This window comes from Saccharomonospora piscinae (assembly GCF_005862235.1).
GTDB classification, from domain to species: Bacteria; Actinomycetota; Actinomycetes; order Mycobacteriales; family Pseudonocardiaceae; genus Saccharomonospora; species Saccharomonospora piscinae.
This window is the reverse complement of the sequence record NZ_VCEK01000001.1, coordinates 289,264-308,496: the sequence shown is the minus strand read 5'-3', so window position 1 is coordinate 308,496 and position 19,233 is coordinate 289,264. Positions and strand designations below refer to the sequence as shown.

The 19,233-nt window shown below is 71.2% G+C and carries 19 protein-coding genes; 9 read left to right on the top strand and 10 right to left on the bottom strand.

Annotated features, from left to right (window positions below; translation table 11 throughout):
* Nucleotides 1–75 precede the first annotated feature (75 nt).
* The 5 genes from FFT09_RS01530 to FFT09_RS01510 all read left to right on the top strand — a co-directional run bounded on the left by FFT09_RS01530 (nucleotide 76) and on the right by FFT09_RS01510 (nucleotide 4,934).
* On the top strand, nucleotides 76–1,359 hold the full coding sequence (locus tag FFT09_RS01530; RefSeq protein ID WP_208544326.1) for an NAD(P)/FAD-dependent oxidoreductase: 1,284 nt from the start codon (nucleotides 76–78) through the stop codon (nucleotides 1,357–1,359).
* The gene (locus tag FFT09_RS01525; RefSeq protein ID WP_081190514.1) at nucleotides 1,353–2,060 is read left to right on the top strand and encodes a DUF1365 domain-containing protein; all 708 of its coding nucleotides are present in this window, start codon (nucleotides 1,353–1,355) and stop codon (nucleotides 2,058–2,060) included. Before FFT09_RS01530 ends, FFT09_RS01525 begins: the two co-directional genes overlap by 7 nt.
* Nucleotides 2,060–3,289 (top strand): SAM-dependent methyltransferase, encoded by a 1,230-nt coding sequence (locus tag FFT09_RS01520; RefSeq protein WP_138381580.1) that lies wholly within the window; start codon nucleotides 2,060–2,062, stop codon nucleotides 3,287–3,289. The genes FFT09_RS01525 and FFT09_RS01520 overlap by 1 nt, the downstream gene beginning before the upstream one ends.
* 92 nt (nucleotides 3,290–3,381) lie before the next feature.
* Nucleotides 3,382–3,792: a YciI family protein gene (locus FFT09_RS01515; protein ID WP_208544357.1), complete on the top strand. Its 411-nt coding sequence runs from the start codon at nucleotides 3,382–3,384 to the stop codon at nucleotides 3,790–3,792.
* The gene (locus FFT09_RS01510) at nucleotides 3,789–4,934 is read left to right on the top strand and encodes an RNA polymerase sigma factor (RefSeq protein ID WP_081190148.1); all 1,146 of its coding nucleotides are present in this window, start codon (nucleotides 3,789–3,791) and stop codon (nucleotides 4,932–4,934) included. The genes FFT09_RS01515 and FFT09_RS01510 overlap by 4 nt, the downstream gene beginning before the upstream one ends.
* A gap of 19 nt (nucleotides 4,935–4,953) precedes the next feature.
* Here the strand turns inward: FFT09_RS01510 and FFT09_RS01505 are convergent, their stop codons facing one another.
* On the bottom strand, nucleotides 4,954–5,697 hold the full coding sequence (locus FFT09_RS01505) for an anti-sigma factor (RefSeq protein ID WP_081190149.1): 744 nt from the start codon (nucleotides 5,695–5,697) through the stop codon (nucleotides 4,954–4,956).
* Nucleotides 5,694–6,287 (bottom strand): ECF RNA polymerase sigma factor SigK, encoded by a 594-nt coding sequence (gene sigK / locus FFT09_RS01500; protein WP_024873918.1) that lies wholly within the window; start codon nucleotides 6,285–6,287, stop codon nucleotides 5,694–5,696. The genes FFT09_RS01505 and sigK overlap by 4 nt, the downstream gene beginning before the upstream one ends.
* A gap of 340 nt (nucleotides 6,288–6,627) precedes the next feature.
* Here sigK and FFT09_RS01495 point away from each other — a divergent pair, with 340 nt between their 5' ends.
* The 3 genes from FFT09_RS01495 (at nucleotide 6,628) to FFT09_RS01485 (ending at nucleotide 10,028) form a co-directional block, all read left to right on the top strand.
* Complete coding sequence (locus FFT09_RS01495; protein ID WP_138381577.1) at nucleotides 6,628–7,764, top strand: S1 family peptidase; 1,137 nt, start codon at nucleotides 6,628–6,630, stop codon at nucleotides 7,762–7,764.
* 116 nt (nucleotides 7,765–7,880) lie between these two features.
* Entirely contained in the window at nucleotides 7,881–8,705 is an 825-nt protein-coding gene (locus FFT09_RS01490; RefSeq protein WP_208544325.1) for a hypothetical protein, read from the top strand.
* 180 nt (nucleotides 8,706–8,885) lie between these two features.
* Nucleotides 8,886–10,028, top strand: coding sequence for a S1 family peptidase (locus FFT09_RS01485; RefSeq protein WP_138381576.1), 1,143 nt, complete (start codon nucleotides 8,886–8,888; stop codon nucleotides 10,026–10,028).
* A 28-nt stretch (nucleotides 10,029–10,056) separates the two neighbouring features.
* On the opposite strand, the gene FFT09_RS01480 is transcribed toward FFT09_RS01485, so the two are convergent.
* From FFT09_RS01480 to FFT09_RS01450, 7 genes are all read right to left on the bottom strand, one after another.
* Nucleotides 10,057–10,590, bottom strand: coding sequence for a hypothetical protein (locus FFT09_RS01480; RefSeq protein ID WP_138381575.1), 534 nt, complete (start codon nucleotides 10,588–10,590; stop codon nucleotides 10,057–10,059).
* A gap of 34 nt (nucleotides 10,591–10,624) precedes the next feature.
* Entirely contained in the window at nucleotides 10,625–12,232 is a 1,608-nt protein-coding gene (locus FFT09_RS01475) for an alpha/beta hydrolase (protein WP_138381574.1), read from the bottom strand.
* 6 nt (nucleotides 12,233–12,238) lie between these two features.
* Nucleotides 12,239–12,547 (bottom strand): alpha/beta hydrolase family protein, encoded by a 309-nt coding sequence (locus FFT09_RS01470; RefSeq protein WP_024873912.1) that lies wholly within the window; start codon nucleotides 12,545–12,547, stop codon nucleotides 12,239–12,241.
* A 75-nt stretch (nucleotides 12,548–12,622) separates the two neighbouring features.
* Nucleotides 12,623–13,132: a redox-sensitive transcriptional activator SoxR gene (soxR, locus tag FFT09_RS01465; RefSeq protein ID WP_081190155.1), complete on the bottom strand. Its 510-nt coding sequence runs from the start codon at nucleotides 13,130–13,132 to the stop codon at nucleotides 12,623–12,625.
* The gene (locus FFT09_RS01460) at nucleotides 13,116–14,591 is read right to left on the bottom strand and encodes an MFS transporter (RefSeq protein WP_279631010.1); all 1,476 of its coding nucleotides are present in this window, start codon (nucleotides 14,589–14,591) and stop codon (nucleotides 13,116–13,118) included. Before FFT09_RS01460 ends, soxR begins: the two co-directional genes overlap by 17 nt.
* 176 nt (nucleotides 14,592–14,767) lie before the next feature.
* A complete protein-coding gene (locus FFT09_RS01455) occupies nucleotides 14,768–15,289 on the bottom strand; it encodes an SRPBCC domain-containing protein (RefSeq protein WP_208544324.1) in 522 nt (173 codons plus the stop codon).
* A 105-nt stretch (nucleotides 15,290–15,394) separates the two neighbouring features.
* Nucleotides 15,395–16,501: a MerR family transcriptional regulator gene (locus FFT09_RS01450; RefSeq protein WP_138381573.1), complete on the bottom strand. Its 1,107-nt coding sequence runs from the start codon at nucleotides 16,499–16,501 to the stop codon at nucleotides 15,395–15,397.
* Nucleotides 16,502–16,703: 202 nt separating this feature from the next.
* On the opposite strand from FFT09_RS01450, the gene FFT09_RS01445 reads away from it, so the two are divergent.
* A complete protein-coding gene (locus tag FFT09_RS01445; RefSeq protein ID WP_138381572.1) occupies nucleotides 16,704–17,486 on the top strand; it encodes an alpha/beta fold hydrolase in 783 nt (260 codons plus the stop codon).
* On the opposite strand, the gene FFT09_RS01440 is transcribed toward FFT09_RS01445, so the two are convergent.
* Nucleotides 17,458–19,227 (bottom strand): MDR family MFS transporter, encoded by a 1,770-nt coding sequence (locus tag FFT09_RS01440; RefSeq protein ID WP_138382003.1) that lies wholly within the window; start codon nucleotides 19,225–19,227, stop codon nucleotides 17,458–17,460. The genes FFT09_RS01445 and FFT09_RS01440 overlap by 29 nt on opposite strands.
* Nucleotides 19,228–19,233: the final 6 nt, after the last annotated feature.

The following is a 19,233-nucleotide window of genomic DNA, read 5'->3' as shown; positions in this document are numbered from 1 at the left end:
GCCCGAACGGGCTGGTGGTTGTGGTGTGGATCACGTGATCCAATCCCGGGTGATCACGGCACCGAAGCAGTGTTCGTGGCTGCTGTTACTGATCACTCTGCTTCGCCCACGCCGACGGTGGCGGTCATCGGCTCGGGTGTGGCGGGCCTGACCGCCGCGCACGTGCTGCGCGGACGCTACGAGGTCGTGCTTTTCGAGGCCGACGACCGGCTGGGCGGGCACGCCCACACCCACGACGTCCGCACCGCCGGGGGCAAAGACCTCGCACTGGACAGCGGGTTCCTGGTCCACAACGAGCGCACCTACCCGACGCTGCTGCGGCTGTTCGCCGAACTGGACGTGGCGACGCGACCCACGGAGATGTCGATGAGCGTGCGCTGCGACGGCTGCGGCCTGGAATACGCGGGGGCGCGGCGGGCAGCGGGCCTGTTCGCGCAGCGGCGCAACCTCGTCCGGCCCGCCTACCTGCGCCTGCTCGGTGAGGTGCTGCGCTTCCACCGCCACGCCAACCGAGTGCTCGACGACCCCTCCACCGGTGAGCTGCCGCTGGGCGAGTTCGTCACGGCGGGCGGGTACTCCCGCTACTTCACCGAGCACTTCCTCGTACCGGTGGTGTCGGCGGTGTGGTCGGCGAGCGGGGCGCTGAGCGCGCAGTACCCGGCGCGGTACCTGTTCACGTTCCTGCGCCACCACGGGATGCTGTCGGTGGGCGGATCGCCGACGTGGCGCACCGTCGTCGGCGGTTCGCGCACCTACGTCCGGCGGGTGGCCGCGCGGCTGTCCACCGTGCTCACCGGGACGCCGGTGCGCGCCGTCCACCGCGATCCCGGCGGGGTCGACGTCCGCGACGCCGCCGACCGCGTCCACCGGGTCGACCGGGTCGTGATCGCCACCCACCCGGACCAGGCGTTGCGGCTGTTGGCCTCGCCCACGCGCGCCGAGACCGAGGTGCTGGGAGCCTTCCGCTACTCCCGCAATCTCGCCTGCCTGCACACCGACGGGTCGGTCCTGCCGTCGGCACGCGGGGCACGGGCGTCGTGGAACCTGCGCAAACCGCGCTGCGCCACCACCGGTGACCCGGTCCAGGTCAGCTACGACCTCAACCGGCTGCAGGGACTGACCGAGCCGGTGGACTACCTCGTGTCGCTGGGTGCCCGGCCCGCGCGGGACAGCGTGCTGGCCGAGATGCCCTACGAGCATCCGGCCTACACCACCGAGTCGGTCGCGGCACAACGCCGCCTGCCGGAGCTGGACACGGGCCGCACCGCCTTCGCCGGGGCCTACCACGGGTGGGGATTCCACGAGGACGGCTGCGCCTCCGGGGTGCGGGCCGCCGCGTCACTGGGGGCGCACTGGTGAGCGCCCTCTACGACGCGAAGGTCACGCACGTGCGGGGAGAGCCGCGGCGCGCGTTCACCCACCGCCTGTGCCTGTGGCTGGTCGACGTGGACGACCTGCCGGTGCTGCCGCGCTGGTTGCGGCCGTTCGCGGCCTTCCGCGCCCGCGACCACGTCGAAAACCCGGGGAGGAGCATCCGCGCCGACCTGGAGGACTGGCTGGCCGCGCGCGGCATCCGGCTCGCCGGTGGCCGGGTGCTCATGCTGACGCAGGCCGCGGTGCTGGGCCACGTGTTCAACCCGCTGTCGCTGTACTGGTGCCACGACGCGGACGGCGAGCTGGTGTGTGTGGTGGCGCAGGTCCACAACACCTACCGGGGACGGCACCGGTACCTGCTGCGGCCCGATACGGCGGGCCGCGCCGAAGCCGACAAGACCTTCTACGTCTCGCCGTTTCTGGCGGTGCGCGGGCGTTACCGGCTGCGGGTACCGGAGCCGGACGCACGGCTGGACGTGTCGGTCGTGCTCGACCAGGACGGCCGGGTGGCGCTCGCGGCGGGACTGCGCGGCCGCCGCAGGCCGGCGACGACGACGGAACTCGTGCGGCTGCTGCTCACCCGTCCGCTGATACCGCAGCGGGTGTCCGCGCTGATCCGCGCCCACGGCATCGCGCTGTGGTTGCGCCGACTGCCCCTCTTCTCCCGTGACCAGGAGGCCGCGTGATGCCGACAGACCCGCCGACGGACCCGCCGACGGACCCGACGTGGGCCGAACTCGCCGTCACCCCGCACGCACCGCTGCGTGCCTGGGCCGCCGAGCGGCTGTTCCGCCACGCCGTCGCCGACCTACCCGTGACGGTGTGGCTGCCCGGCGGCCGGTGCCTCGGCGCGGGCGGGCCGGTGCTGCGGCTCGTCCGCCCGCGCGCGTTCTTCCACCGGCTCGGGGCCGACGCGAAGATCGGTTTCGGGGAGGCCTACCTCGCCGGGGACTGGACCGCCGACGATTTGCCCGGGGTGCTCACCCCGTTCGCGCGGCGCATGGCGGTGCTCGTACCGCGCCCGCTGCAACTGCTGCGCCGTTGGGTCGATCTGCCCCGCCCCGAGGGGGAGCGCAACACGGTCAGGGGCGCCCGGCGCAATATCCACCGGCACTACGACCTGTCCAACGAGCTGTTCGCCGAGTTCCTCGACGAGACGATGACCTACTCGTGCGCCTCGTTCGCCGGTGCCGGTGACGACCTCGCCACGGCCCAGCGCCGCAAGATCGACGAAATGCTGGACCTCGCCCGCGTCGGGCCGGGCACGGACCTGCTGGAGATCGGCACCGGGTGGGGTGAGCTGGCGCTGCGCGCGGCGCGGCGGGGCGCGCGGGTCACCACGCTGACGCTGTCGGAGCAGCAGCGGGCACTGGCCGCCAAACGGATGGCCGAGGAGGGCGTCGCCGACCGCGTCGAGGTGGTGCTGTGCGACTACCGCGAGGCGCGGGGACACTACGACGCCATCGTCAGCGTGGAGATGATCGAGGCCGTGGGCGCCGAGTACTGGCCGGACTACTTCGCGACGCTGGACCGCCTGCTCGAACCCGGTGGCCGGGTCGCTCTCCAGGCGATCACGATGCCGCACGACCGGCTGCTGGCCACCCGCGACTCCCACACCTGGATCCACAAGTACGTCTTCCCCGGCGGGCAACTGCTGTCGGTGCCCGCCGTGGAGCAGGCACTGCGGGACCACACCACGCTGCGGGTGCGGCAACGCCACGCCCTCGGTGCCGACTACGCGCGCACGCTGTCGCGGTGGCGGTCCCGTTTCCTGGCCGCCTGGCCCGCGGTGGCGGCACTCGGCTTCGACACCACGTTTCGCCGGATGTGGGAGTTCTACCTCGCCTACTGTGAGGCCGGGTTCCGCGCGGGGTATCTCGACGTGCACCAGTTCGCGCTCGATCGTGCGAAGTGACAAGGTCGAGCGCGGGATGTCGAGAATGGGGCGCGAGCTCCGTCCCAGGGTCACGAGTGGCCACGACGGGCCGCACAAGACCGAGGAGACACATTATGAAGTACCTGCTGCTCAAGCACTACCGGGGCGGCCCGACTCCGGTGGGCGACTGGATCCCGATGGACCGCTGGACCCCGCAGGAGATCGACGCGCACGTGCAGTTCATGCGCGACTTCGCGAACCGCCTTGAGGAGAGCGGCGAGTTCGTCGATTCCCAGGCACTGGCGCCCGAGGGCACGTTCGTGCGCTACGACGGCGAGAGCCGTCCGCCGGTCACCGACGGCCCCTTCGCCGAGACCAAGGATCTCATCGCGGGGTGGATGGTCATCGACGTGGAGAGCTGGGACCGCGCGGTCGAACTGGCCGGAGAGCTGTCCGCCGCGCCAGGGGCCGGTGGCGAGCCGATCTTCGAGTGGCTCGAGGTGCGCCCGTTCCTCACCGAGCCACCCACGGTGACCGAGTGAACGACTCACAGCTGCGGGAGCTCGTGCCCGCGGTGATCGGTGTCCTCGTCCGGCGCGGAGCGGACTTCGCGTCGGCCGAGGACGCCGTGCAGGAAGCGCTGGTCCGCGCGCTGGAGACCTGGCCGGACGGGCCCCCGCGCGACCCGAAGGGCTGGCTGGTCACCGTGGCGTGGCACAAGTTCCTCGACGCCGCGCGCTCCGAGGCGTCGAGACGAGGCCGGGAGCAGGTCGTGGAGGTCGAGCCCCCGGCAGGCCCGGTGCCCGCCACCGACGACACCCTGCGGCTCTACTTCCTGTGCGCGCATCCCAGCCTGTCGCCGGCCTCGGCCGTCGCGTTGACGCTGCGCGCGGTCGGTGGCCTGACCACACGGCAGATCGCCGCGGCCTACCTCGTGCCGGAGGCGACCATGGCGCAGCGGATCAGCCGTGCGAAACGCCGGATCGCGGGGCAAGCGCTCGACCGGCCCGGCGACCTCGGCACGGTGCTGCGGGTGCTCTACCTCGTGTTCAACGAAGGCTACGGCGGGGACATCGACCTGGCGGGCGAGGCGATCCGCCTTGCTCGCCAGGTGGTCGCGTCGACCGGCGAACCCGAGGCGGCGGGCCTGCTCGCGCTCATGCTGCTGCACCACGCACGCCGCGCGTCACGCACCGGCCCGGACGGTCGGCTGGTGCCGCTCGCCCGGCAGGACCGCGCCCGCTGGGACACCGGACTGATCAGCGAGGGGGTGACGATCCTGCAGGGCGCGCTGGCCCGCGACCGGCTGGGCGAGTACCAGGCGCAGGCGGCGATCGCCGCGCTGCACGCCGACGCCCCGAGCACCGCCGAGACGGACTGGGTGCAGATCGTGGAGTGGTACGACGAGCTGATGCGCCTCACCGACAGCCCGGTGGTGCGGCTCAACCGCGCGGTGGCCGTCGGCGAGGCCGACGGGCCGAGGGCCGGGCTGGCGGCGCTGGCCGAGGTCGATCCCGGCGTGTCGCGCTATGCCGCGGTGGCGGCCTACCTGCACGAACGCGCAGGCGAGAGCGAACAGGCCGCCCAGCGCTACGCCGAGGCCGCCCGCGTGGCTGGCAGCGCCGCGGAGCGCGACCACCTCACCCGCGAGGCCGCGCGGGTGAGGCAGCGGCTGCGCCCGTGAACTCCGTTGCCCCGGCCGCTCACATCGGAAACCGCACGCTGGGCTCGGTGGTGGGGCGGGTCGATCCGCCCTCGGGCTCGACCGTCATGGCGATCTCGGCCACCCCGCTGAGGTCCTCGATCACCAGCGGGGTCGTGGTCGTGCCCTGCGGGCCGAGCACCCCGATCGACCGTGGGGTGCCGTCGACGATGGCCCACGCCTGGTAGGTCGAGCTCGACGGCTGCTCCGGCATCCCGGCCACGAGCAGCATCCCCTTGTTCAGGCTCGGCGACATCATCACGCTGCCCCGGCCCTCGGTGGCGCCGTGCCCGGCGACCTCCCGCAGATCGGGTGCGGCCAGCAACCGGGCCATCACGGCCTCGTCCGCGCGTACCTGCGTGAGCTCCTGGCGGACGTCGGCCAGCTCCGACTGCGTGCGGTAGGCGACGACGCCCAGTCCCACCGAGGCGGCCACGGCCACGGCGGCGGCCACCGACACCAGCCGCAGCGGCCAGCGTCCCGCACCACGCCCGCCGCTGGACCCGCCGCCGGGGGAGTCCTGCCGCACCGTGCTGATGCGGGTCAGCACCCGCTGCTTGAGGCCGGGGGGCGGCTCCTGCGCCGCCGCGAGCCCGAGCCGGGTCGCCGCCTCCCGCAGCTCGACGACCTCCTCCGCGCACTGGGAGCACTCGGCCATGTGCGCCTCGAACTGGCGGCGCTCGAACTCGTCGAGCGCGTTCACCACGTAGGCGCCGGTCAGCGTATGCACATCCGGGGTCGTCACCGGGTCACCCCCAAGCAGTCTCGCAGCCGGATGAGGCCGTCGCGCAGGCGAGTCTTGATCGTGCCGAGCGGACTGTCCAGCAACTTCGCGACCTCGGGATAGGTGTGCCCCCCGTAGTAGGCCAGCAGCACGGACTCCCGCTGCAGCTCGGTCAACGTGGACAGGCAGCGATGCACCTGCTCGCGTTCCAACCTGGCCGTCACCGCCTCGGCGACCTCGTCGAACTCGCGCCCCGGCGCCATCGCCCCCGCGCGCTCCTCGCGGTCGGCCCGGGCCTGCGCGGACCGCACCCGGTCCACCGCTCTGCGGTGCGCCAGGGTCAGCGCCCAGGTGATGGCGCTGCCCCGGGAGCGATCGTAGCGGGTGGCGGTGCGCCACAACTCGACCAGAACCTCCTGCGTGACCTCCTCGGCCTGGGCGACGTCGCGCAGCACGCGCCGCACCACCCCGAACACCGGCGGGGCCACGATGTCGTAGAGCTGCTCGAACGCGGCCTCGCTGCCCCGTGCCACCCGCAGTAACAGCTCGTCCGCCGTGGGTTCGCCCCCACCCGGCGACGGCCTCCGCACGGCCCGCACCGAATCGCCCATTCGCCTGTCCTTCCTCACGGCTACCCACGTGATTCGTCACGGCGCCGCCCGTGGATTGCCCCGGGTGTCGTGAGTCGCGGCCCCGGCTACCCCGGCCGTCACCCGGCCAACCCCACCGGCGCGGCGCGGGAACCGAACGCGGTTTCCATTCCACAGAGGACACAACGGAAGCAGGGCGCGTACTGGCCGCTGCCCACATGGAGCACGACGTTCGTTGTCCGCCGTTGGCCGATTTGCGACGTTCGTCGCGGTCCGTTGAGCGGTCACGGGCCCCGGTGCGCACTGGTCATACTTCCTCCTTGTCCGGACGACGTAACCAACGTCACAAGGAGATTCGCTCATGAAGCACAGATTCGCGGCGCGTGCGACCGCGTCCGTGATCCTGGCGGCGGGAACGGCACTCGCGTTCACGATGCCCGCGACGGCCGACACCACCGCGGCCGACGTGACACCGACGGCCGAAGCCGACTCGATGCTGCAGGCCATGCAGCGCGACCTCGGCCTCACCGAACAGCAGGCCGAGCAGCGGCTGCAGCGGGAGGAGACCGCTCGCACCGTTGATGACGCGCTGCGCGCGGAACTGGGCACGAGCTACGGCGGCTCGCACTACGACGCCGCCGAGCGCTCGCTCGTGGTGGGAGTCACCGACCACGCCGAGTTCGCCGAGGTGCGCGCCGCCGGTGCGACGCCGCAGCTCGTCGACGACAGCGCATCCGCGCTCGACGCCGCGGCCGACGCGCTCGACGCCAGGGAGAGCCGCGCGCCCGAGGCGGTCACCGGCTGGTACGTCGACCCCCGCAGCAACTCCGTGGTGGTCACCACCAAGCCGGGCACCGAGGGCAAGGCGACCGGGTTCGTCGCCGCCGCCGGGGTGGACCGCGACATGGTCGAGATCGTCGAGTCCACCGAGTCGCCCACCGCGCTGATGGACATCATCGGCGGCAACGCCTACTACATGGGCGGCGGCGGCCGCTGCTCCATCGGCTTCTCGGTGCAGGGCGGCTTCGTGACGGCGGGCCACTGCGGCACCGCGGGCACCTCGACGTCGTCGCCGAGCGGCTACTTCGCCGGTTCGTCGTTCCCGTACAACGACTACGCCTACGTCGCGACCGGCTCCGACGACACGCCGCGGCCGTGGGTCAACATGTACAACGGCAGCGCCCGCGTCGTGTCCGGCTCCAACGAGGCCCCGGTGGGCTCGTCGGTGTGCCGTTCCGGCTCGACCACCGGCTGGCACTGCGGCACGATCGAGGCCAAGAACCAGACGGTGCGCTACTCGCAGGGCGCGGTCTACGGCATGGTCCGCACCAACGTCTGCGCGGAGCCCGGTGACTCCGGTGGCTCGTTCATCTCGGGCAACCAGGCGCAGGGCATGACCTCCGGTGGTTCCGGTAACTGCACCTGGGGCGGCACGACGTACTACCAGCCCGTCAACGAGGTGCTCAACGCCTACAACCTCACCCTGGTGACCGGCTGACGCCGGACACGACACCGGCCGGGCGTGGCACGGGATTCGTCCCGGCCACGCCCGGTCCCGTGCCCGCCGCCGCGGTATCGTGACGGCGGTGCCACCGGATCGTCGAGGGGGTCGCAGTGCCGGAAGACGGTGAGCGCGCCCGTCCCGGAGTGGACCCGAACTCGCCCGGCAACGGCAGCCCGCTGTTCGCGGCACTGTACGGGCAGCTGGCACCGCACCCGTGGCGCGATCCCGCCGACGACCGCGATGCCTACGTCTACTTCCACGAGCGCTCGCTCGCCTTGGGCTGGCTTTCGGACGTGGGCGCGCCCCGGCTGTGGGGCATGAACGACGCCGGACACGAGCACCCGTTCGCCGACGACACCTCGCTGGTCACCTGGTTCCAGGTCGGGCTCGAACTGGCCGGGGCCGACCGTCCGCTGACCACGCTGCCCACCCAGCCGTTCCTGCGCTGCGCCACCGAGGCGACCCAGCGGCTCGGCACCCTGAACCTGAGCGCGGTGCAGCTCCTGCTGCCCGTGCGGGATCTCGCGGCCGTGCTCGCGCCGGAGCCGGCACTCAGCCCGTCACTGCTCACCGCAGGCTGGTTCACCCCAGGCGATCCGCGCGAGCGCGCAACGGTGCGGATCACGCTGGACAGCGGGCGCGTCCCGGCCGTTCCTGCCGTCGCGGCAACGCTGCGCGAGCAGCTCGACCGGGCCGATCAGGACGTGTTCCGCTGCGGGGAGCGCTCGCGCGGCGACCACGACCCGCTCACGACCCGGCCGCCGCTGTCCGACCAGTTCTGGGAGGGTCCACCGGGCCACCGGGTGACCTTTCCCGGCACGCTCGCCGAGTGGTCGCCGGATGCGCTCGGCTGGCTGGGCGGTTTCCTGGCCGAGCTGTGTGCCCGAAACGGGATCACCACGCCGGTGCTGCTCACCGCGAGCCGGACGGCGTAACGCGGCGCGGGCCACCGGGACTCCGGCTGGTTCACCCGTTTCGCCTAGTCTGAACCAACTTTCGTCGCAGCCGATGCCCGATTCGCGACGCTCGTCGCGGGCCGCTCGGCGGCTGTGCCCGGCCTTTCCCGTCGGCATACTTCGACCCGTTGTTGACCAACGCCCAACAAGGAGGTCGGGATGTCGAGCAAGCGCAGAGTCACGGTCCGGATGACGGCGGCCGCGGTACTGGCGGCGGGAACCGCCGTCGCGTTCAGCCTGCCCGCGACCGCCGACACCACGGCGCCACAGGCCACGCCGGCGGCCGAAGCCGACCCGATGCTGCAGGCCATGCAGCGCGACCTCGGCCTCACCGCAGCGCAAGCCGAACAGCGACTACACGCGGAAACCGAGGCACGGGAGGTGGAGCGCAGCCTGCGTGGGCAGCTGCGCGACACCTTCGGCGGCTCGTACTTCGACACCGCGCAGAACACGCTGGTGGTCGGCGTGACCGACGCCGCCGCGCTCGACGAGGTGCGGGGCGCGGGTGCGAAGGCCGTGCTCGTCGACCAGAGCGCCACCGAGTTGAACGCCGCCGCCGAGCGGCTCGACGACGCCGAGAGCAGGGCTCCGGAGTCGGTCACCGGCTGGTACGTCGACACCCGTGACAACGCGGTGGTCGTCACCACGGCGCCGGGCACCGCCGAGGCGGCCTCGGACTTCGCCGCCTCGGCCGATGTGGACGGTGACACCGTCGAGATCGTGGAGTCGGGAGAGCAGCCCGAGGTGCTGATGGACGTCGTCGGCGGCAACGCCTACTACATGGGCGGCGGTGGGCGTTGCTCGGTCGGGTTCGCGGTCCAGGGCGGGTTCGTCACCGCGGGCCACTGCGGCACCGCGGGCACCTCGACCTCGCAGCCCACGGGCACGTTCGAGGGTTCGTCGTTCCCCGGCGACGACTACGCCTTCGTGGCGACCGGCTCCGGCGACACGCTGCGCCCGTGGGTCAACCTCTACGACGGCAACGCCCGCGTGGTGTCCGGCTCCAGTGAGGCCGCCGTCGGCGCGTCGATCTGCCGCTCCGGTTCCACCACGGGCTGGCACTGCGGCACGGTCGAGGCCAAGAACCAGACCGTGCGCTACGCGGAGGGCACCGTCACCGGCCTGACCCGCACGAACGTGTGCGCCGAGCCGGGTGACTCCGGTGGCTCGTTCATCTCGGGCAACCAGGCGCAGGGCATGACCTCCGGTGGTTCCGGCAACTGCAGCACCGGCGGCACGACCTACTTCCAGCCCGTCAACGAGGCGCTCAGCGCCTACGGGCTGAGCCTGATCACGGGCTGACGAAGCGAATCGTGGCACCCCCGGAGGACTATTCGTTCGCGTCCTCCGGGGGTGTTCCGTCGGGCCAGACACACGGCGACGACGCGCCCAGCGACAGGTCACCCTCCACGCTCTGCTTGACCGACATGCGGAAGGCGTCGCCACGGTGCTCCACCGACACGAACCGGTTCTTCGTCTCCCGCTTGTCGGTCAGCACCCGGTAGTCGTTGGCGGTCCAGTGCTCGACGAGTGCGTCGACGAACTCGGCGTTGCGCTCGCCCGGCAGGTCGTCGAGCCAGTACGAACGGCCGACCTCGTAGCGGCCCCGGGGGCCGTTGTCGCTGGGATCGAGGCACTCGGCGGAGTCGGCCCGCAGGGGAGTCAGGGCCGGTTTCTCCGGCAGCGCGGCCACGGCGCGCCGGATGTGCTCCTCGGCGCGCTGCGCGGCCTCGTCCTCGGTCATCGTGCGCATCGAACTCCCGCTTTCGGCTGTGGTGGTGGATGATCGCTCGGCCGGGCCCGGCCCGCCACAGGCGGCGAGCAGCAGGCAGACCAGGCCCAACCCGGCGGATCTCCGGATCACGTTGTCGCCTCCCTGCCGTCGGTGGTGGCCACCGTCAGTCGGGTGTCCCGCCCACGACGATGGTGGCCATGTTGTCCAGCGAGTCCGAGTCCTGGTTCCAGTACTCCGAATGCGCCTCGGTGGAGTATCCCCCCGTGTACCAGGCGCCGTCCGTGCCGGGGCTGGAGCTGAACACCTCCGCGCCGAAGTCGTCGCCCACCGGCTGGGGGCCGTGGACGAACGGCGGGGTACCGCGGATGATGTCGTTCTCGGCGGTGCTGGCGTAGACGTCGGCGCCGTCGGGCAGGTCCAGCTCGCTCGCGCTGTCGACTCCCACTCCGGGGCTGCCGATGAACACCACGTTGTCCACGTCGAGTTCACCGCCCTGCGCGGAGTGACCGATCGCGGTGGAGCCGTAGCTGTGGCCGATGACGGTGTTGTGTGACCCGTCGCCGGTGTGGGTGGCGCGCAGCCCGTCCTGGAAGTCGCGCAAGTCCCCGGCGGCCCCGTCGGCGTAGTCGGCGCTGGTGGCCGCCGCGAGGTCCTGCGGCGCGTCGTAGCCGACCCAGGTGATGGCCGCGTTCTCACTGCTGCGGGACAGCCGGTCCGCCTCGGCGAGGATCAGTTCGCTGCGGTCGAGTTCGCCACCGATGCCGGAGAGGTTCGACCCGGTGCCGGGCACCGAGGTGACGACGTTGTCCGCGGTGTCGGGATTGCCCAGTGCGACGACGCCGCGCCCGTTGCCCTCGGTGGAGTAGTCCAGCAGATACGCCTGCGGTGTCCCGTCGCCGGGCTCGGCCCGCAGCCGTTCGTCGATGGAGTCCAGGCCCCGCAGGGTGTCGTTGAGCGAGTCCAGTTCACGGTCCTGGGCGAGGGTGCGGTCGTCGCCGAGGCCGTCGAGTTCGTCCCGCCGCGCGGTCAGTTCCGTGTGCTCCTCGGCGAAGCGGATGCGGTTGGCCCGGTCGCGGTCCTCGGCCGGGATGCCGTCCATACCGCCGATCATGTCGCCGTGGGTGTAGACGGCGGACTCCTGCTCCATCGGAGTGAGACTGTCCCACCATCGCTTCACCTCGGCGGGGGTGGCGTCGTCGCCGGGAATGTCACTGGGAGTGATGATGTTGGAAGCCCCGACGGCCTCCAGTTCGAGCCCCGCGGAATCCGGCGAGGCGGAGTCGAGGGCGGTCGTGGCGATCCGGTCGGCCTCGGTGGCGTCGTCGAGGGCGGCGCGCACCGTGTCGCTGAGATCCTGGGCCGTCTCCCGGTCGCGGCGCCGCTCGTCCTCGGAACGGTGATCACCGGGTCCGCCCCCGATCTCGCGTACCTCGCCGCTGCCGCCGTCGAGGGCGAGGTTGCGGTGACTGTCCACCGTGTTGGCGACGCCGTCGATCACGTCCTGCGCCTCAGTGATCGCGTCGGCCAGTGCGCGCAGCGCGGGCGGCACTTTCTCCAGGTACTCGGCGGCGGTGTCGTAGCCGGAGCGGACGTCGGCGAAGTGGGCGCGGGCTGCCTCGGCGGCCTCCCCGCCCCAGTCGGCGAGCCCGTCGACGGCTGTCTTGATGTCACCGCCCGTGGCGGACAGGTTCGAGGCCAGGCGTGCCCAGTGGTCGGCCATGTCGTCGTAGGCACCGGGATCGGCCGCACGGAGATCGGCGAAGGAAACCACGGGTCATCACTCCGTCGAGCTCAGCGGGGGCAGGGTGTCCAGCACGGCGCTCTCCATCTCGGCGTAGCCGTGCGCGCCGTCGACCAGCAGCCCACCGGCCATCGCGGTGCGCTTGCCCAGGTCGTCGATCTGCGACTCCCACGCCTGGGCCAGCGACGCGGCCTTGCTCGTGGTGGTGAAGCCGTCGTTTGCGCCCTCGTGTGCCGCGACACGGCCCGCGAACTCGGCCTTCGCCTCGCGGGCCGCGTCGGCGATCCCGACAAGCTCGTCACCGGTCGTGACCAGCTTGTCGGGTTCCACCCGGTAGCCGTCCATCTGCCACCCCAGTTCCTGATCGGATGCTCGGTTGCCGCCTACGACGCCTACGACGCAGCGACCGGGCGTCCGGTTTCACCGGATTGGAGATCTTGTGGCGGGGTTCTGGATGCGCACTGGACCTGGACCGTGTGAGCTGAGGGCGTCATCCGGGTTGAGCAACAGGCACGCCTTCATCGACAGACAGCCGCATCCGATGCAACCGGTGAGTTCCTGTTCGAGGGCCTCGATCTGCCGTCGGCGTTCCTCGAGATGTCGCTTCCACAGACGTGAGACGCGTTGCCAGTCCGCGTGAGTGGGCGCCCGGTCACTGGGAAGCTCGCGAAGCACCCCCGCGACGTCCAGCAGCGGTATTCCGAGGCGCTTGGCGACGAGGATCAGCGAAACGCGCCGCAACATGTGCCGCGGAAACAGGCGCCGGTTGGCGGAGTCCCGCGAACTGAGTATCAGTCCTTTTCGCTCATAGAAGTGCAGAGCCGACGCGGGTACCCCGGTCCGTTTCGTGACGTCCCCGATGGTGAGGAGATCGGACGGATCGACGTGACGGCGTGGGGTGAGCACGTCCGGCTCAGCGCTGTTCGTCATGATCCGGTTGGGTCGTTGCCGTGGTGCGGGTCCCGCGGGCGAACAGGAACACGGCGATGACGATGGACAGCGCGAGACAGAGCACGGCGACAGCGATCTGAGTGGAGTGCCACGACGCGGTGTACGCCTCGATCTCCGCGGTCCGGTCCTGGCCGATGTCGCCCGAACTGACCGCGGCGGCGCGGCCGGAGTCGCCGAGCCTGGCCGTCAGGAACCCGAGCAGCGCCGCGCTGAAGGCCGCGATCACGAGAGCTTCGGCGGCTCCCCGGAGAGTGTTCAGAAATCCTGCGGCGGTGCCGACGAGGTGCGCGGGGACCAGATTCATGGCCTGGCCGTCAGTGATGCCGAACGAGGCGCCCATGCCGATGCCGATGGCAAGTAGCGGTGCCGCGACCAGAGCTGTCGTGTTCTGCGGCCCGAGAGCCAGCATGCCGAGGTTTCCCGTGACGACGAGACCCAGCGCGACCATGATCACCAACCGGGCAGACATTCCCCGGTTGACCAGGCTGACTGCGGTGATCGGTGTCAGCAGCACTGGCGCTGTCAGCAACAGCATGACCACCCCCGCGGTGGCCGGTGAGAGCTGGGCTGCCGCCTGCAGGTAGGTCGGCAGAAACACCAGCACGCCGAGGAAGCCGATCGAGGTAGTCAGCGTCGCCAGGCACCATCCCATGAATCGTCGGTTGCCGACGAGTTCGGGCGCCAGGATCGGGGAGCTGCTGCGGCGCTGCACGAAGACGAAGGCAACGAGCCCCAGCACGCCTGCCACGACGGCGACGAGCACCCCGGTGTGCGTCCATCCCAGTGTCGGAGCCTCCAACAGTGCGAACATGAGGCAGCTGAGCACCCCGACGAACAGGATGCTGCCGAACCAATCGGTGGGGCCGCCACGGTCGCGAGACTCACCCAGGCGCATCGCGCCTAGGATGACGCAGAGTCCGACGACGGCGAACACGAGGAAACTTCCGCGCCAGCCGGTCAGCGAGATCAATCCGCCGACGAGAGTGGGACCGACCGCGATCCCGACGCCTGCCATCGTTCCCATGAGCGCGAACGCGCGGTTGCGGGCGGCGCCGTCGTAGTTCGACGCGAGCAGTGCGCCGCCCGCGGCCATGATCCCCGCGCCCCCGGCCCCCGAGGCGATGCGGGCGACGTCGACCAGCAGGATGGTGGGAGCCAGCGCCGTACACAGGAAACCAGCCGAGAAGATGATCGCCGCGACGACGAAGATCTTCCGGCGGCCCACACGGTCAGCTGCGACACCGGCGACGAGCGTCATCGCCGCGAACGCGAGATTGTATCCGGCGACCACCCAGTTCAACGCCGGACCCGAGGTATCGAGCTCGCGCCCGATATTTGGTAATGCGATCGCAGTTCCTGAGATCGACATCGCCACGAGACCGACCCCGGTCAGGACGACGGGCAGTGCCCATCGCGACGGAGCCGCCGGTGCGGGCACCGTAGTGCCGGCTGTTGGGGAGGTGGTGTCCACGAGGAATCCTTTCCGCGCGCGCGGTTTGCGCGCGACGTGGACACTCCACTACCTCAACCACGGTTGAGGTCAAGCACCTTCAGGCGACGCTGCCGGATACCGGATTTCCGCGTGGAACTTCGTCGCGGCGCCGACTGGTCCGCTCAGGCGTCGGCGGGCAGGTTCTCCGCCGCCCAGCGCCGCCCCGGTTCCGGGTCGACGCCGAACCGCTCGGCGTAGCGCTCGTGAACCTCCCGCCACGGCCGGTGCGCGTCCTCGTCGGAAAGGTGCTCGCCCGCGAGGTGCGGTTCGAGCCGCGAGAGATAGGTCTGCCAGCCGGTCGCGGTCTGCGCCGCGGGCAGGTCGTCGATGACGTGCGTGAACACCAGGCGGCAGCCGTCGTCCGTCGCGGTCAGCTCGAAGCTCTGCGGCTGGCCCGCGAAGATCCACGCCAGGCGATGCGGTGCGTCGACCTCGGTCACCTCGACGGTCGCCCCGCCGAGATCGATGACCTCGCCCTTCTCCGGAGTCCAGTTCGCACTGCCGGGGAAGAAGCGCTCCAGTTCGGCGGGCACGCTGACCGCCCGCCACACACGCTCGACCGGGTACGCGAGCGAGAGCTCGAAGCGCAGTCCCGGGCGCCCGTCGATGGTCTCCAGAGTTCCGTACGCCACGGCCTCGGACATGGTGTTCCTTTCGTGGCGTGACCCCGCGGCGCGCGGAGACACGCCGGTGGGTGTCACGGTCAGGTGGCAGGGGGCCCGGCCTGCGAGGCGACAATATGCAAGTAACTACTTGCCTGTCAAGCCCGGCTCGCACACGTCCACCACCAGGCAGGCGAAGTTGTCCGGGGCGCCCGCGGTGAAGACCGCCTTCCGGATACTCTTGACCGCCTCACCGGGGGTGGCGGCCGAGCGCAGTGGCTCGGCGAGGTCGGGGAGCACGGCGTGGACGCCGTCGCTGCAGAGCGCATAGCGGTCGTGGAGCCTGGCCCGCCTCAAGTGCAGGTCCGGTTCCACGTCCGGGGCGTCGCCGTGTAGTGCCCGCAGCAGCGTGAAGCGCTCCGGGTGAACCGCCGCCTCAGCGGGAGTCAGCCTGCCCTCGTCGACCAGCGAGCGGACGTAGGTGTGGTCCTGGGTCAGCAAATGCAGTTCGCCGTCACGCAGGAGGTAGGCGCGGCTGTCCCCGACATGTGCCAGTGCGAGGTCGCTGCCCGACCACAACATCATGGTCAGGGTCGTTCCCGCGCGCCGGCCACGCTCACTACGGATGTAGTGGCTCACGTCGGTGCGGGCCGCGTGAAAGGCCTCGGTCACCGCTGTGGTCAGGCTCGCGGCCGGGACCGTGGCATCCGCGTAGCGAATCGCCCGCAGGGCTGCGGCGGACGCGGTGTCGTGGTAGCTATCGTCCGAATCGGACGGTTCGGGCGTTTCGAATCCGTCTGCGACGGCGAACAGTGCGGTGCCCGCGAAGACGGAGTCCTGCTGGCTCGTCCGGACCATGCCGGTGTCACGGCAGCAGGCGTGCTCGAGTCGAATGGGCGACGGTGCTGCGGTCATCGCGATGTCCTCTCTTCGGAGCTGGTCGACGAGGAAGGCCACGGTCTCCCGCCGTGCGGCGACATCGGCCTCCACCTGCCGCCAGTAGGTGCCGAGTTCCTCGGCTGCCGCGACAGGTGGGAGATCACACAGCACGCGGATGCGGGACAGCGGCATACCCACTCCGCGCAGCCAGGCGATCAAACGGGCGCGCGGCAACTGCGTCCCGTCGTACCGGCGATAACCGGTGGCGGCGTCCACCTCCGCGGGAACAAGCAGACCGAGTTCGTCGTAGAGCCGCAGCGCCTTGGGGGTGAGCCCGCAAGCGGCGGCGAAATCACCGATCCCGAAGGGCCTCATGCTGTCTCCCTCCTCGCGCCCGGACGTTTCCGGGCATCGCCGAGGGTGTGGGCTTCCCCAGGGGCAAGGTCAACCGTGGGCGCGCCGATAGCCGGTCCTTCTCCCGTGCGCGGTCGCCGCGAGGATCTCGATGGTGCCGTTCGCGGCCGGTAAGCTGATCACGCCGCGAGCGTCAGGGTCGCTGACAAGGAGGGGTCCCCGCATGCCGAGCTTCCGCGCGACCGACGGGGTGGAGATCGTCTACGAGAGCTGGGACGGCGACCCGGATCGGCCGCTGGTGCTGCTGCACCACGGGTTCATCGCCACCGGCAGGGCCAACTGGGTCGGCCCCGGTGTGGTGGACGCGCTCACCGCGACCGGGCGCAGGGTCGCGGTGCTCGACGCGCGGGGCCACGGGCGCTCCGGCAAACCCCATGACCCCGCCTCCTACGGTGAGGCACGCATGGCCGAGGACGTGTCGACCCTGCTCGACGTGCTCGACGCACCCGCCGTCGATCTCGTCGGCTACTCGATGGGCGCGATCGTCGCGCTGCTGACCGCCACCCGCGACACCCGGGTGCGACGCCTGGTGGTGGGCGGGGTCGGGAGCGGGGTGGTCGAACTCGGGGGAGTGGACACGCGGGTCCTCGGTCACGACGCGCTGATCCACGCGCTGCGCGCCGAGGACCCCGATTCGATCACCGACACCTTCGCCGCGGCGTTCCGGCAGTTCGTCGACGCGCTCGGCGGTGACCGGGTCGCGCTGGCCGCGCAGGCCGTGGCGGCGCACGACCGGCCCATCCCGCTGGGCGACGTGACCGCGCCCACGCTGGTGCTCGCGGGACGGGACGATCCGCTCGCCGCACGGCCGCAGGTCCTGGCGCAGGCCATTCCCGGTGCCACACTGCGGCTGGTGGACGGCGATCACATGGGCGCGTTGCGCGACGCGGGGTTCGTGCGGGAACTGGTCGAGTTCGTCAACGGCGAGCCCGTCCCGGTGCCCTGAGACCCCTGCGGTTCAGCGGATGCCGGAGGGTCGTGGTGCCCCGCCAGGCGGGCCGGTGCCGTGGCCGTGACGGTGTCCGCGTCGCACGGGCAGTACTGGCGTGCGCGGCCGGCGCCGGGCGCCGTGGTGCCGGCGCGGTCGCGGTGTCGTCGAGGTCGAGGGTGTCGCGCAGCGGTGTCTCGCGCACGAAGGCGACGGCGAGCACCGTGACCACGGCGGCGCCTGCCGTGATCAGGAACAGCGTTCCCATGGCGTCGCCGTAGGCGGCGCGCACGATGTCCTGCACCGGGCCGGGCAAGGCGTCCACGTCAAGGTTCCCGCTGCCACTGCCGAGGCCACCCGCTGCGGGCAGGCCGCGCGCGGCCAGTGCTTCCGACACGAGGTCGGACACGCGGGCGCCCAGCACGGCCCCGAGCGCGGACACGCCGGTGGCGCCGCCGAGGGTGCGGAAGAACGTGACGGTGGCGGTGGCCGCGCCGACGTCGGCCATCCCGACCGTGTTCTGCGCGGCGAGCACCAGGTTCTGCATCAACGAACCCACCCCGATGCCCATCAGCGCGAGGAAGACGCCCATCCACCACAGGTTGGTGTCGTGGTCGACCCCGGCGAGCAGGCACAGCCCCGTCAGCAGCACGAGCGAGCCCGCGACGAGGAACGGTTTGGTGCGTCCGACCCGGGAGACGACGCGGCCCACGATGGTCGACGCGCCGACCATGCCGAGCACCATCGGCAGTGTCAGGAGTCCGGCCGCCGTGGGGGAGAAGTCCCGGGCGAGCTGGAAGTACTGCACGAGAAACACCGCGCCACCGAACATCGCCGTGCCGACGCCCACTGAGGCGACGACGGCGAGCGTGAACGTGCGGTTTCGGAACAGCGTCAGCGGTACCACCGGTTCGGCCACGCGGCTCTCCACGGCGACGGCCGCGCCGAGCGAGGCCAGTGAGCCGGTGAGCAGTGCGGCGGTCTCCCACGACCACCAGGCGAAGTCGGTGCCCGCGAGGGTGACCCAGATCAGCAGCAGCGCGACACCGGACACGATGAGTGTGGCGCCGAGCCAGTCGATCCTGACCTCACGCTTGACGACGGGGAGGGTCAGTGTGCGGCCGAGGACGACGAAGGCGATCACGGCGATGGGCACGCACACCCAGAACGACCAGCGCCACCCGAGCGGCGAGTCGACGACCAGGCCGCCCACCAGTGGGCCGGAGACGGTGGCCACGGCGAAGGTCGCGCCGATGTAGCCCGCGTAGCGGCCCCGGTCCCGCGGGGCGATCATGGCGGCGATGACGGCCTGGATGAGTGCCTGCAGGCCGCCCATGCCGATGCCCTGCACGGCGCGGAACGCGATGAGCTGTGGCATGGACTGGGCGAAACCGCCCAGTACGCAGCCGACGGTGAAGACGACGATCGCCACCTGGTACAGCACCTTCTTGCTGAACAGGTCGGAGAGTTTGCCCCAGATCGGCGTGGTGGCGGTGGAGGTCAGCAGCATCGCGGTGATGACCCACGTGTACTGGCCCTGGGTGCCGTCGAGGTCGGCGAGGATGGTGGGCAGAGCGCTGGAGACGATGGTGGACGACAGCATGGCCACCAGCAGCGCGGACAGCAGGCCGGTGAAGGCTTTGAGGATCTGCCGGTGGGGCATCGATTCGGTGGTGGGCGCGGCGGGCGCGGACGTGGTGGGCTCCTTCCGGGCGGACTCGGACTCCTTACCGAGGCTAACTAAAAAAGTTGCGTGCAGCAACTA